This is a genomic window from Mesorhizobium sp. B2-5-3 (genome assembly GCF_006441005.1).
GTDB lineage: Bacteria > Pseudomonadota > Alphaproteobacteria > Rhizobiales > Rhizobiaceae > Mesorhizobium.
The window spans coordinates 156,813-170,620 of record NZ_VFUS01000003.1; the positions used below are offsets into that span (position 1 = coordinate 156,813).

11 protein-coding genes are annotated in these 13,808 nt (G+C 63.0%); 5 read left to right on the forward strand and 6 right to left on the reverse strand.

All coding sequences use genetic code 11. The features are described from left to right. Nucleotides 1-17 precede the first annotated feature (17 nt). Nucleotides 18-1,808 carry an aspartate--tRNA ligase gene (gene aspS / locus FJ867_RS08135; RefSeq protein ID WP_181167403.1) on the forward strand — a complete coding sequence of 597 codons (1,791 nt, stop codon included), beginning with the start codon at nt 18-20 and terminating at the stop codon, nt 1,806-1,808. Between the two features lie 123 nt (nt 1,809-1,931). Here the strand turns inward: aspS and FJ867_RS08140 are convergent, their stop codons facing one another. Next, the gene (locus FJ867_RS08140; RefSeq protein WP_140817056.1) at nt 1,932-3,122 is read right to left on the reverse strand and encodes a hypothetical protein; all 1,191 of its coding nucleotides are present in this window, start codon (nt 3,120-3,122) and stop codon (nt 1,932-1,934) included. A 312-nt stretch (nt 3,123-3,434) separates the two neighbouring features. Here FJ867_RS08140 and parC point away from each other — a divergent pair, with 312 nt between their 5' ends. Together parC and FJ867_RS08150 are read left to right on the forward strand one after the other, a co-directional pair. Continuing rightward, entirely contained in the window at nt 3,435-5,687 is a 2,253-nt protein-coding gene (parC, locus tag FJ867_RS08145; RefSeq protein ID WP_140557024.1) for a DNA topoisomerase IV subunit A, read from the forward strand. Nucleotides 5,688-5,930: 243 nt separating this feature from the next. Next, nucleotides 5,931-7,130, forward strand: a complete 1,200-nt coding sequence (locus tag FJ867_RS08150; protein ID WP_140515657.1) for an AI-2E family transporter — start codon at nt 5,931-5,933, stop codon at nt 7,128-7,130. On the opposite strand, the gene FJ867_RS08155 is transcribed toward FJ867_RS08150, so the two are convergent. From FJ867_RS08155 to FJ867_RS08165, 3 genes are all read right to left on the reverse strand, one after another. After that, complete coding sequence (locus tag FJ867_RS08155; RefSeq protein WP_140521753.1) at nt 7,118-8,014, reverse strand: DMT family transporter; 897 nt, start codon at nt 8,012-8,014, stop codon at nt 7,118-7,120. The two genes, FJ867_RS08150 and FJ867_RS08155, sit on opposite strands and share 13 nt — an antisense overlap. A gap of 125 nt (nt 8,015-8,139) precedes the next feature. Continuing rightward, nucleotides 8,140-8,904: an arginyltransferase gene (locus FJ867_RS08160; protein ID WP_140494092.1), complete on the reverse strand. Its 765-nt coding sequence runs from the start codon at nt 8,902-8,904 to the stop codon at nt 8,140-8,142. A gap of 138 nt (nt 8,905-9,042) precedes the next feature. Next, nucleotides 9,043-9,513 (reverse strand): RDD family protein, encoded by a 471-nt coding sequence (locus FJ867_RS08165; RefSeq protein ID WP_140521755.1) that lies wholly within the window; start codon nt 9,511-9,513, stop codon nt 9,043-9,045. A gap of 201 nt (nt 9,514-9,714) precedes the next feature. Between FJ867_RS08165 and sthA the strand changes: the two genes are divergently transcribed. Next, the gene (gene sthA, locus FJ867_RS08170; RefSeq protein ID WP_140494088.1) at nt 9,715-11,103 is read left to right on the forward strand and encodes a Si-specific NAD(P)(+) transhydrogenase; all 1,389 of its coding nucleotides are present in this window, start codon (nt 9,715-9,717) and stop codon (nt 11,101-11,103) included. Between the two features lie 24 nt (nt 11,104-11,127). On the opposite strand, the gene FJ867_RS08175 is transcribed toward sthA, so the two are convergent. Beyond that, nucleotides 11,128-12,318 (reverse strand): TCR/Tet family MFS transporter, encoded by a 1,191-nt coding sequence (locus FJ867_RS08175; protein WP_140728254.1) that lies wholly within the window; start codon nt 12,316-12,318, stop codon nt 11,128-11,130. A gap of 80 nt (nt 12,319-12,398) precedes the next feature. Between FJ867_RS08175 and FJ867_RS08180 the strand changes: the two genes are divergently transcribed. Next, nucleotides 12,399-13,019, forward strand: coding sequence for a TetR/AcrR family transcriptional regulator C-terminal domain-containing protein (locus FJ867_RS08180; protein WP_140494084.1), 621 nt, complete (start codon nt 12,399-12,401; stop codon nt 13,017-13,019). 24 nt (nt 13,020-13,043) lie between these two features. On the opposite strand, the gene FJ867_RS08185 is transcribed toward FJ867_RS08180, so the two are convergent. Further along, the gene (locus FJ867_RS08185) at nt 13,044-13,703 is read right to left on the reverse strand and encodes an alpha/beta hydrolase (RefSeq protein ID WP_140515667.1); all 660 of its coding nucleotides are present in this window, start codon (nt 13,701-13,703) and stop codon (nt 13,044-13,046) included. Nucleotides 13,704-13,808: the final 105 nt, after the last annotated feature.

Sequence of the window (13,808 nt, forward strand, 5' to 3'; positions counted from 1 at the left end):
GACTTTTGCCCATGACAATGCACCGTTACCGCAGCCATACCTGTGCCCAGTTGAGAAAGAGCGACGTCGGCGCTTCCGTTCGCCTGTCGGGCTGGGTGCATCGCGTGCGCGACCATGGCGGCCTGCTGTTCATCGACCTGCGCGACCACTATGGCCTGACCCAAATCGTCGCCGATCCCGATTCGCCGGCCTTCAAGATCGCCGAAACAGTGCGCGGCGAATGGGTGATCCGCGTCGACGGCGAGGTCAAGGCGCGCCTGCCTGAAACCACCAATGCCAACCTGCCGACCGGCGAGATCGAGATTTTCGCGCGCGAGATCGAAGTGCTTTCGGCGGCCAAGGAATTGCCGCTGCCGGTCTTCGGCGAGCCGGACTATCCCGAGGACATCAGGCTGAAATACCGCTTCCTCGACCTGCGCCGCGAGACGCTGCACAGGAACATCGTGGCGCGCACGAAGATCATCGCCGAGATGCGCAAGCGCATGGGCGAGGTCGGCTTCACCGAATTCTCGACGCCGATCCTCACCGCATCGTCGCCCGAAGGCGCGCGCGACTTCCTGGTGCCGTCGCGCATTCACCCCGGCACTTTCTATGCGCTGCCGCAGGCGCCGCAGCAATACAAGCAGCTGATCATGGTCTCGGGTTTCGATCGTTATTTCCAGATCGCGCCCTGCTTCCGCGACGAGGATCCGCGCGCCGACCGCCTGCCCGGCGAATTCTACCAGCTCGACCTCGAAATGAGCTTTGTCGAGCAGGATGACGTGCTTTCCACCATGGCGCCGGTGATGACATCGGTCTTCGAGGCCTTTGCCAACGGCAAGCCCGTCACGAAGGACTGGCCGCGCATTCCCTATGATGTTGCGATGCGCAAATACGGTACCGACAAGCCGGATCTGCGCAACCCGATCGAGATGCAGGCGGTCTCCGACCATTTTCGTGATTCCGGCTTCAAGGTCTTCGCCAACATCCTGGCCAACGATCCCAAGGCCGAGGTCTGGGCCATTCCGGCCAAGACCGGGGGCAGCCGTGCCTTCTGCGACCGCATGAACAGCTGGGCGCAAGGCGAGGGGCAGCCCGGATTGGGCTACATCTTCTGGCGCAAGGAAGGCGAGAAACTCGAAGGCGCGGGTCCGCTTGCCAAGAACATCGGCGAGGAGCGCACCGAGGCGATCCGCCTTCAGCTGGGCCTTGCCGATGGCGATGCCGCCTTCTTCGTCGCCGGCGATCCCAAGAAATTCGTCTCCTTCGCGGGTGCTGCGCGCACCCGCGCCGGCGAGGAACTGAACCTGGTCGACCGCGACCGTTTCGAGCTGTGCTGGATCGTCGACTTTCCGTTCTTCGAGTGGAACGAGGACGAGAAGAAGATCGATTTCGCCCACAATCCGTTTTCGATGCCGCAGGGCGGCATCGACGCCCTCAACAACCAGGAGCCGCTCGGCATCAAGGCATTCCAGTACGACGCCGTGTGCAACGGCTTCGAGATTGCCTCGGGCGGCATCCGCAACCATTTGCCCGAAACCATGGTCAGGGCCTTCGAGATGGTCGGACTGGATCGCCAGACCGTCGAGGAGCGCTTTGGCGGCCTTTACCGTGCGTTTCAGTACGGCGCCCCGCCGCACGGCGGAGCGGCATTCGGCATCGACCGCGTCGTGATGTTGCTGGTGGGCGCCAAGAACCTGCGCGAGATCACCATGTTCCCGATGAACCAGCAGGCTTACGACCTGTTGATGAATGCGCCGTCGGAAGCCACGCCGCAGCAGCTTCGCGACTTGTCGCTGCGTGTCGCACCGATCAAGAAAGAGGCATGATGGCGCTTCGGACGGCGCTTTAAAGAAGCCTCCGAAGTGACTCGTTCGATTGAGAATCGCAGACAAAAGCCCGGCATCGCTGCCGGGCTTTTCGTATCTTGAAGCAAGTCGAGGTCGCTTCGATCAGTCTTCGTTGGCCTTGACGGTGACGCCGAGCGTCTTCGGCAGGTCGGTCGGATTGGACATGGCGCCCGCCATGATCAGTGCGAACGGCACCGACGCCGGCGGCTTAGCCGAGATTTCGAGGCTCTTCGGATCGTCGAGATATTTGCCGACCGCCGCCGTTACCTGCGCCGTCAGCTCGGGATTGTTGAGCTGCGCCATGCCGAACGGCACGATCGCCTTGGCCTGGTTGGCGATATCCTTGCCCGACATGCCTTGCTGCTTGCCGACATAGTCCAGCACCTTGCCCGTCAGAGAATCGTCGTCGAAACGGATCGAGGCGCTGTTGAAGGAAAGCTGCTGCAACAGGCCGAGCATGGCCATGCCTTGCGCCGAGTTGTCGGCCCCTTCGGGCTGGGCGGCCATCTTCTTCTGCATTTCCTGCAGCGACTTGATGAAGTCGAGCGTGTAGCCGCCGAGATCGAAGGTCATGCCGAGCGTGCCGGCATTCTTGACCGAAATGTTGTATTTCGACAGCTCCATCTTGCCGTCAGTGGGCTGCCAGGTGCCGGCCATCTCGAAATTGCCCGCAATGTTCTGGTAGCCGAGTGCGTTGATGACTTCCTTCGACTTGGGATCCTCGACCAGCGTCAGGTCGGCATTGAACTTCTCGGTGGTGCCGGTGAATTTCATCGCTTGGCCGTCGGCCGGCGGCGTGATTTCGATGGCAAGCCCGTCCATCGAGAAAGCGGTCTTGTCGGCGATCTTGACCCTCATGTTCGAGAGTTCGGCGGACTTGTACATCATCAGCGAGCCCAGCGGGCCGCTGGCGCCGCTGGCCGGAACCATCATGTCGTGGATGACGAGGGGGCTTAAATTGAGGGTGACGCCGTCCGTGCTATGTTCGAATGCCGAGGTCGACACGGTTGCGATATCATAGCCGCCATTGGCTTCGGTCACGCCTTCGAGTTTGACGTCGCCGATCGCAAGGGCTTCTTTTTCCGCGCCCGGTTTGATGGATACGCCCTGCAACACCATGCTGGCGTTGTCGCCGGTCACGCCGGTCCAGGAGATGTTGACGCCCTGCGCGGCAAGTGCCGCCTTCAGCCGGTCGGCGACCGCGGTGTCCTGGGCGAGCGCCGCGTTCAGCGGCAGTGTGAGCAAGAAGGTCGAAAAGGCGAATTTCCTGAGAGTCGAGCGTTTGATTGTCATCGCGAATGCCCCTGCGAGTGTCCTGAAAATTATTTTTCAATTTTTGGCGCCATCACCCTTCAGTGACGAACTGGACGGGAAAAAGGCGCATCCCGCCACAATGGTCAAAAATCGCGGCGAAAGGCAAACTCGATCCGAACATGCTGGAGACCGGGCCGCCCGGCGTCGTCGCGCTTCGCAATAGAGACGGCATGTAACGGATTGATGTTGGCTGGCGGGCTTGCCTGCGGCTTCGTGTTGCAGGGCAGGGCATGCACCCACTTCAAGGCTTGCCCTCTTGCCGCGAATCACCCGCTCGGCTAGTTCCAGCCCATGGGAAAAAGGCTTTTGCCGCCTGACAATGGTGGCGGCGATCACATCGAACCGGTCGATCTGAAGAAGGCGCTCGAAGAGCGCTATCTTGCCTATGCGCTGTCGACCATCATGCACCGGGCGCTGCCCGATGTCCGCGACGGGCTGAAGCCCGTCCATCGCCGCATCATGCACGCCATGCGCCTGCTGCGCCTCAACCCCGACCAAGGCTTCGCCAAATGCGCTCGTATCGTCGGCGAGGTGATGGGCAAGTTCCACCCGCATGGCGACCAGTCGATCTACGATGCGCTGGTGCGGCTGGCGCAGGATTTCTCGATGCGCTACCCCTTGGTCGACGGCCAGGGCAATTTCGGCAACATTGACGGCGATAACGCCGCCGCCATGCGCTACACCGAAGCGCGCATGACCGATGTGGCGACCGAGCTGCTCGCGGGCATCACCGAGGATGCCGTCGACTACCGGCCGACCTACAATGAGGAGGACGAGGAGCCGGTGGTGCTCCCGGGCGCCTTCCCCAATCTGCTGGCCAATGGCTCGTCCGGCATCGCTGTCGGCATGGCGACATCGATCCCGCCGCACAACGCGGCCGAACTTTGCGACGCCGCCCTTCACCTGATCGAGCATCGGGACGCGCCGGTGGCCAAGCTGATGGATTTCGTCCAGGGCCCGGATTTCCCGACCGGCGGCATCATCGTCGATAGCCGAGCCTCCATCCTCGAATCCTATGAAACCGGCCGTGGCGGCTTTCGCGTGCGGGCAAAATGGAGCCAGGAAGACCAGGGCAGGGGCACCTGGAGCATCGTCGTCACCGAAATCCCCTATGGCGTGCAGAAGGCGCGGCTGATCGAGAAGATCGCCGAGCTCCTGATGGCGCGCAAATTGCCGCTGCTCGAGGACATCAGAGACGAGAGCGCCGAGGACATCCGCGTCGTGCTGGTGCCCAAGAGCCGTTCCGTCGATCCCGGCATCCTGATGGAATCGCTGTTCAAGCTCACCGAGCTTGAAAGCCGTTTCCCGCTCAACATGAACGTGCTGTCGCGCGGCAAGGTGCCCAATGTCCTGTCGCTGAAGGGCGTGCTGCAGGAATGGCTCGAGCATCGCCGCGACGTGCTGATCCGCCGCTCGAAACATCGCCTCGGCGAGATCGAAAGACGGCTGGAGATCCTTGCCGGCTACCTGATCGCCTATCTCAATATCGACGAGGTGATCAAGATCATCCGCGAGGAGGATGAGCCCAAGCAGGTCATGATGGCCCGCTGGTCCCTCACCGACACCCAGGCCGAAGCCATTCTCAACATGCGCCTGCGCGCCCTGCGCAAGCTGGAAGAATTCGAGATCCGCAAGGAATTCGACGGCCTCACTGCCGAAAAGAAGCAGATCGAGGCGCTGCTTGCGTCCGAAGCCAAGCAATGGGGGACGATCAAGTGGGAGGTTGCGAGCCTGCGGGACAAATTCGGCCCCGAGACCGAGCTCGGTAAGCGCCGCACCCAGTTCGCCGATGCGCCCGAGCATGACCTGACCGACATCGCACATGCCATGATCGAGCGCGAGCCGGTCACCGTGGTGGTCTCGGAAAAGGGCTGGCTGCGTGCGATGAAGGGTCATCTGACCGATCATTCGCAGCTTGCGTTCAAGGAAGGCGACAGCCTGAAACTCGCCTTCCATGCGCAGACGACCGACAAGATCCTGGTGTTCACCACCGGCGGCAAATTTTACACCATCGGCGCCGATCGGCTGCCAGGCGGGCGCGGCCATGGCGAGCCGATCCGCATCATCGTCGACATGGACAATGACCAGGACATCGTCACCGCCTTCGTCCACGATCCGAAGCGCAAGCTGCTGCTGGTCTCGCATGACGCCAACGGTTTCATCGTGCCGGAGGAAGAGGTCGTCGCCAACACCCGCAAGGGCAAGCAGGTGATGAACGTCAAGGCGCCCGACGAAGCCAAGCGCTGCGTGCCGGTCGGCGGCGATCATCTGGCTATCGTCGGCGAGAACCGAAAGATGCTGGTGTTTCCGCTGTCCGACATTCCGGAAATGAGCCGCGGCAAGGGCGTGCGGCTGCAGAAATACAAGGATGGCGGGCTTCTTGATCTCAAGCCATTTACGCTGGAGACCGGTCTTTCCTGGCAGGATTCGGCCGACCGCACCTTTACAAGGTCGCGCGAGGAATTGGCCGAATGGATCGGCGCCCGCGCGTCGGCTGGCCGCATGGTGCCGAAGGGTTTCCCGAGGACCGGGAAATTTGGGTAATCTCCCCCCTCGAGGGGGAGATGCCGCCGAAGTCGACAGAGGGGGTCGGTTCGACTGGACGCAACCTCATTGCTTTGAACAAAGAATGCTAGCGCCTTACGCGCGGCTACCCCCTCTGGCCTGCCGGCCATCTCCCCCTCGAGGGGGAGATCCGCAGCTTCACCATCACCTTTTGAACTATCGTCACGATTGCTGCACTATGTCAGAGCATAAGCCGCGGGATGGCCGGGGAGAGACGAGCGTTTGAAGGAAGCGAAAATCCAGAAACCGGGGCAGCGCCTGTTCGGTCTGTCGACGCCGCTCAGAGCCGCCGTCATCCCACCGCTCTCGGCGGCGCGCTGGCTGCTGGTGCTGATCGTTGCCGCCGGCGTCTATTTCTTCCACGGCTTCCTGTTCCCGGTGCTGGCCGCGCTGGTCATCGCCTTCGCAAGCTGGCCGCTTTACCGGCGGCTTTTGGCCGGTGTCGGCGGCAACCGCACCATCGCCGCCACCTTCGCCATATTGTTCATCCTTGCCTTCCTGGTCATACCGATCGCGCTCGCGGGCACCTACGCCATCAACGAGGTGCGCGAATGGGTCGGCTGGGCGATCGAGACCAACCGGCACGGCGCCCCGACACCGCACTGGATCGCCACGCTGCCTATCGTAGGAGAATGGCTGAACCAGCAATGGACGACCAATCTCGGCCATCCCGGCGGCATCGGCGAACTGATCCAACTGGTCAGCGGCGCCAATATCGGCAGCATCTATCGCGGCGTCCTTGCCGCTGGCGGCAGCGCCTTCGGCCTGCTTTTGACGCTTTTGTTCATGATGATCGCGCTGTTCTTCGCCTATCGCGACGGCGAGCATTTCGCGGGCCAGGTCGATCGCCTGGGCGAGCGCATCCTGCCGACGAGGTGGGAGCGCATCTCGCGGGTCGTGCCGGCGACCATTTCCTCGACCGTGACCGGCATGACCGTCATCGCCATCGGCGAGGGATTGGTGCTCGGCATCGCCTACTGGCTGGCCGGCGTGCCGTCGCCCGTGACGCTTGGCGCGCTCACCGGGGTCATGGCGCTGATTCCCGGCGGGGCACCGCTGTCCTTCACGCTGGTTTCGATCTATCTCGCTGCCAGCGGCTCACCGGTGGCCGGCCTGGCTTTGTTCATCTGGGGGACGGTCGAACTGTTCATCGTCGACAAGACCTTGCGACCGAAGCTCGTCGGCGGGCCGATAAAACTGCCCTTCCTGCCGACCTTTTTCGGCCTGATCGGCGGCGTCAAGACGATGGGCTTTCTCGGCCTGTTCATCGGCCCGGTGCTGATGGCACTGCTGGTGGCGATCTGGCGCGAATGGCTGCGCGAGGTGGAAATGATGGACGAGATGCCTGCTTCCCCTGAACAGGAAGGCTCGCCGTCGCTGATCGAGATCGACGGCGAGGCGAAGAAGATTCAGGCCGGATGACGCACCGCAAGGGCGGCGCGGCGCCTGCGTCCGTCATGCAACTGCCACACCGAATGGACCACCAATGTGACGATCAGGATCGCGCCGCCGATCAGGCTGTTGCGTGACGGCGTTTCGGAAAAGATCAGCCATACCCACACCGGTGCCAGCACGGTCTCCAGAAGGTAGAACATCGCCACTTCCGGTCCGGAGATGTATTTGGGGCCGGCCGCCAGGCAGAAGAACGAAATCGGCATGATCACGGCGCCATTAAAGATGATCCACCAGGGCGCGCTCACATGGATGCCTTCACCTGACACCATGAAGGCCGCCAGCACGAGCGACGGAACCACCCCGACGAGCGCCGTGAAGCCCATGTCCTTGCCGCTGGCCCGCGAAATGGTGATGGCCACGGAAATGAAGAAGGCCGAACACAGCGCCATGAAATTGCCGAACAGGTGTCCGGTGCCGACAGATCCGCCGACGATTACCAGCACGCCGAGGATCATGACCAGCATCGCCGCGAGCGTCACCGCCCGCGGCTTTTCCTGGAGAAACAACCAGGACAAGAGCGCAGCGAACACCGTGTTGAAGGCCAGGATGAACACCAGGTCGGCGGTCGAGGTGTAGAAGACGGCGGTGACGAACGTGATCGAGGTCAGCCCGTAGCATATCGCGGCCGCAAGTCCCGACCAGCCTGGAATGAGCTCGGGCGCGTTTCGGCTCAGCGCCCGCCAGACAGCCCAGATGATCATTGCGGCGATGAAGGTGGCGGCCCCGCGCAAGAGCAGGATCGTCCATGCGCCGCCATCGGCGAGGCGGATCAGCGGAATGTCGAGGGTCAGCGTCAGGCCGCCAATGGCGGTTATCAGAAGGCCCTTCTGGTGGTCGCTGTGGGACGTCATTTGCAAACTTTCGTAATGAAATACAGATGGGACAGCCGATCGGCCAATGACGCACTCTCCCGCCAAGCGGCTGAAAGACCAGCATCCCCTGCGTTGAAACAGTTAAACGTGGATCTTGGAAAAACTCAGCGTGAGACCGCTTCGTTGGTGTAGCGCTCCCAGCCCTTCGGGCCGAGATGCTCCTGCGGCATGAAGCGCATCTTATAATTCATCTTGCGCGAGCCGTTGACCCAGTATCCCAGGTAGACATGGGGCAGCCCCATCGCCCTGGCGCGAGCGATGTGATCGAGGATCATGAACGTGCCGAGAGACCGCTCCTCGAAGTCGGGATTGAAGTAGGAATACACCATCGACAGGCCGTCGGCCATCTTGTCGGTGAGCGCCACCGCGATCAGCTCGCCCTGTCCCTTGCCGGTGATGAAAGTATCGGGCCCGCGCCGGCGATATTCGATGACCTTGGTGTCGACATGGGTGTCCTCGACCATCATGGCGTAGTCCAGAACCGTCATGTCCGACATGCCGCCGCGGCGGTGGCGGGCATCGAGATAGCTGCGGAACAGCGAATATTGTTCGGTCGAGGGCTCGGCATTGTGCATGGCGCCGACGAGATCGGAATTGTGCTGCAGCACGCGCTTCATGTTGCGGCTGGCGACGAATTCCTGCGCCAGGATGCGCACGGAGACGCAGGCGCGGCAGGTTTCGCAGGCCGGCCTGTAGGCGATGTTCTGGGAGCGGCGGAACCCGCCTTGGGTCAGGAGATCATTCATCTCTGACGCCTTGTCGCCGACCAGATGCGTGAACACCTTGCGCTCGAACTGGCCGTCGAGATAGGGGCACGGCGACGGCGCGGTCAGGAAGAACTGCGGCGACTGGGTCGGGTGCTGCGTCATCGAGTCTCGGAAACACTCCTTCGAATCGCTCTACCTTTGGCGCGGAAAGCGAAAAATTCAACAGGATTGTGAAGGCGTGGCCATGCGGACGCCTTCACATTTGTGCCGACGCCGCGGCGATGCCTGCGAAAATGCGCCTCAGCGGCCGGTGCGGCTGACCACCGTGCCGAGCAGCAGGTCGTGCAGCGTGCGCTTGCGATCGGAAAACAGCGTCACCAGCAGCACCAGCGGCGACAGGATGACGTTGCCGGCCCAGAACAGCACCGAATGGACCACTGCCGTGAGCCCGTCGATCGGCCTGCCGTCGAGCCGATCGAGCCGGATGCCCATCATCTTCATGCCCGTGGTCGCCTGGTTGGCGCTGCCAAGCGTGTTCCAGATGTAGAGAATCGCGACGGCCGGGACCAGGACGCCGAACAGCATCCAGCCAAGGCCGAGGGTCAAAAGCCCGAGGAAGAACACTAATATGGCGACAGGGATGATGAGCAGCGCGACAATGACATAGTCGATCATGACCGCCAGGACACGCCGCGTGCGTACGCCTTCATAGGCCCTCACGTCGTCGAGCCTGGTATTGATGATTTCACCGTCGAGAACGCGAGCGTTCATGTAATTTCCTCGTAACAGGGGCCTGCTTAGCCTGCGCCCCACCTGCTGGGAAAATGGTAAAGGCTGATGGCGGAATCAAGATCGAGCCTTTCCCGGTGCGCAAGGCGGGGGAAGCGGCCGGCGGGCCGGTTGAATTCGCGCCTGACATGGCGTTAGCTTGTTGCGGCGCACCAAAAGCGCCAAGGGGCAGGGACGGGCAGGATGGATTACGACATGCTGGTCATTGGCAGCGGCCCTTCCGGCCGTCGTGCCGCTGTACAATCGGCCAAACTCGGCAAATCGGTACTGGTCGTCGACAGGGGGCGGCGCCTGGGCGGCGTTTCCGTGCACACGGGCACCATTCCGTCGAAGACGCTGCGCGAAACCGTGCTCAATCTCTCGGGCTGGCGTGAGCGCGGCTTCTATGGGCGCGGCTATCGGGTTAAGCAGGACATCTCGGTCGGAGACTTGGTCGAGCGCCTGCACAAGACGCTCGACCACGAGGTCGAGGTGCTGCAGCACCAGTTCATGCGCAACACGGTCAAGAGCTCCCGCGCCGCGGTGAAATTTCTCGGGCCCAACAGGGTCAGCCTGACATCGGACAATGGCGACTACAGCGAGGTCGGCTTCGCCAATGCGCTGATCGCCGTCGGCACCAGGCCGCACCGGCCGGGCGACGTGCCGTTCGACAAGAGCCGCGTGTTCGACAGTGACGAAATGCTCGAGCTCGACCGCTTGCCGCGCACGCTGACGGTCATCGGCGCCGGGGTCATCGGCGTCGAATACGCGACGATCTTTTCGGCACTCGACGTGCCGGTGACGCTGGTCGAGCCGCGCAACACGATCCTCGATTTCGTCGACCGCGAGATCGTCGACGACTTCATCCACCAGATGCGCGACCGCGGCATGACCATCCGGCTGGGAAGCGCCGTGAAGGAGATTGCCTCCAGGCCCGACCATGCAGAGGTCACGCTGGCCGACGGGCGCACCATACGTTCCGAGATCGTGCTCTACGCCGCGGGCCGCACCGGCAATGTCGGTAGCCTCGGCCTCGATGCGGTCGGCATCGAGGCTGACTCCAGGGGACGCATCAAGGTCGATCCGCACACCTTCCAGACCAGCGTGCCCAACATTTACGCCGCCGGCGACGTGATCGGCTTTCCGAGCCTGGCCTCCACCTCGATGGAGCAGGGCCGGGTAGCCGCGTGCCATGCTTTCGGCGTGACATTGCCGCCGCCGCCGGAAACCTTTCCTTATGGCATTTACGCGGTGCCCGAGATCTCCACCGTCGGCCAATCCGAGGAACAGGTGCGCGAGAGCGGCGCCGCCTACGAGGTTGGCGTGGCCCGTTTCCGCGAGACCTCGCGGGGCCACATCATGGGCGTCAACACCGGCTTCCTGAAGCTTCTGTTCTCGATCGAGACACGCCGCTTGCTCGGCGCGCATATCGTCGGCGAGGGCGCCACCGAACTGATTCACATCGGCCAGGCGGTGATCAATCTGGGTGGCACGGTCGACTTCTTTGTCAACAATACATTCAACTATCCCACGCTGGCCGAGGCCTATAAGATCGCCGGGCTGGACGCCTGGAACAGGATGGGGCAGGGATAACCCTGTCGCCGGCCACTATTATCCTCACTCCGCCGCCTCCCGTTTGGCCGTGGGCAATCCGGTTGCGAGCAGCAGGGGCAGGCAGAGGACATAGAGGGTCGCGCCCGCGACCCACACCATGCCTGGGAAGACCATTCGAGTGCGAAAATAGAGCATGGCGATCACGAGTGGTCCGAACACCGAGACCAGGCTCGTCATGCTGGTGAGCACACCTTGCAATCGCCCCTGGTGATCTGCCGCGACACGTGACGTCAGCAACGATTGCAGCGCCGGGGCTCCGATGCCGCCGAGACAGAAAAGCGGCAACAGCGCGAACGCCATCCAGCCTTGCCAGGCCAGCGCGATCGACACATAGGCCGTGCTGTCGGCAAGGATGGCGACCATGAGCGCTCGCCTTTCGCCCCAGCGCTCGGCGATCGGTCCGGCGACGAAACCCTGGGCTCCGGCATGGAAGAGGCCGAACAATGCCAGCGAGATGCCCACAGTGAAAAGGCTCCAGCGGAATTTGTCCTGCACGTAGAGAACCCAGACGGTGCCGCCGACTTCGCCGACAAGGCCGAGCACGGCAAAGGCGCCGAGCAGCGGCAGGAGGGCCGGAAAAGTCAGGGCCCAACGCAGCGGCGCCAGCGGGTTGAACGACAGCGGCTCGCCTGTGCCGCCGACCCGCTCCGGCTCCGGCAGCAGAAGGAAGGCCAGCACCAGATTGATGCCGGTGAACCCTGTCGCCGCCAGGAACGGCGCGCGCAGCCAGACATCGCCGAGCAGGCCGCCGAGCGCCGGACCGGCGATGAACCCGACGCCAAAAGCGGCGCTCAGATGGCCGAAGGCGCGGGCGCGCCGCTCTTCGCTGCTGATGTCGACCATATAGGCGGAGGCCACCGCCATGCTGGCGCCCGTTAGGCCGGCGATCAGTCGGCCGACGAACAGCAGCGGCAGCGACGGCGCGAAGGTCATGAACAGATAATCCAGCATCGACCCGGCAAGCGACAGAAGCAGCACCGGCCGGCGGCCGTAGCGGTCGGACAACGCGCCGAGCAGGGGCGAAAACAGCACCTGCATTGCGGCATAGGCGGCGAGGAACGCGCCGAAAATCCAGCCAATGTCCTCGACATGGCCAACCCCGCGCAACAGCCCCGGCAGCACCGGCATGATCAGCCCGATGCCGGCCGCGTCCAGCGCCATTGCCGTCAGCACGACGAGATAGGCCCTTTTCATCGAGATGCTTCTTTCCTAAAGTTTATCGGTGATAAGGTAGCGTTTATCACCGATAAATTGGCTGGGCAAGCGAGGTGCATATGAAGCTGGACAAGGCGCTGATCGTGGCGCAGGCGCTCGAGCTGTTGAACGACGTCGGCATCGATGCGCTCTCGACCCGGCTGCTGGCGCAGCGGCTCAAGGTCCAGCAGCCGGCACTCTACTGGCATTTCAGGAACAAGCGCGCCCTGCTCGACGCAATGAACGAGGAGATCCTGCGGCGCGGCCATGGACATCAGGTACCGCTGCCGGGCGAGAGCTGGCAGGAATTCGTACGCAACAACGCCCGCAGCTTCCGCGGCGCCTTGATGGCCTATCGCGACGGTGCGCGCGTCCATGCCGGTACCGAGGCCGATCCGGGCGATCTCGAACATGTCGAACGGTTGCTCACTTTTCTGCGCGAGGCCGGCATGCCTTCCGTCATGGCCATGCGGTTGCTGATGATCGTCGGGCGCTACACGGTGGGCTGCGTCCTCGAGGAACAGGCAGAATATCCGGCCGGCCCGGGTCGAGGTGCGGCGCTCGATGCCAAGGCAAGCGGTTACCCGCTGCTCAGCCAGGCCCTGGCCGATTATCGTGCGGGCGGTCACGAGGCGCTGTTCGAAAGCGGCCTCGACTTGCTGATTGCCGGGGCGCAGGCCGGCATCGCTGAAGGAGGCTGAGCGCGGCGATCCGCGTCTTGCCCGTCAGGCGGCAGGAGCGGGCGGGGCAAGCCATTGCCGCACGATCGCGGCATCGGGGTCGCCGATTTCATGGCCCGAAGCGACGATACGCGCGTCGACCTCGGCGCCGCGCTGGCTGAGCAGCGTTACCAGGGCCGGCGCGAAGGGTCCGTAGGTCAGGTCGGCGGCGCCGGCGACAATCAGCGCCTTGATGCCGGTCAGATCGGTTGCCGGCGTCTCGTCCAGCACCGGCATCGGCCGCAGCAGTGCCGCCCGTCCGACAAGGCCGGGATGGAGCAGCATCAGGCTGGAAACCAGATTGGCGCCGTTGGAATAGCCGAGGAAAGCCGCGCGCTTCGGATCGATCCGGTGCCGCTTCATGGCCTCGGCCATGAAGCGTGCGAAAGCGGCCGTCTCGCGGCGGATGCTGGCCTGCTCGAAGCTGGTCGGCGTGATCCGCTCGAACCAGCGGAAGCCGTCGTCCTGGACGATGCGGCCACGCACGGCGACCAGGCAGGCATGCGGTGCGATCTGCCTCGCCAGCGGCACCAGGGTCGTCTCGTCGACACCTGATCCATGCAGCAGGAACAGGCATTCGTCGCTGGCCCCGCCGGATCCGAAGAAGCGATAGGGAAAGGCCAGATCCAGCCGCGGCAGGCTGTTTTCGACGCTTGTATCGCTCATGCCGTATCCTTTTGATTACATTTCGTTTCACTCAATTTGCCGGCTTCAAAACGCAATATTTTCATGCTCCGCGAAAGTTGATTGAACCGGGCGCATTTCAGTCCG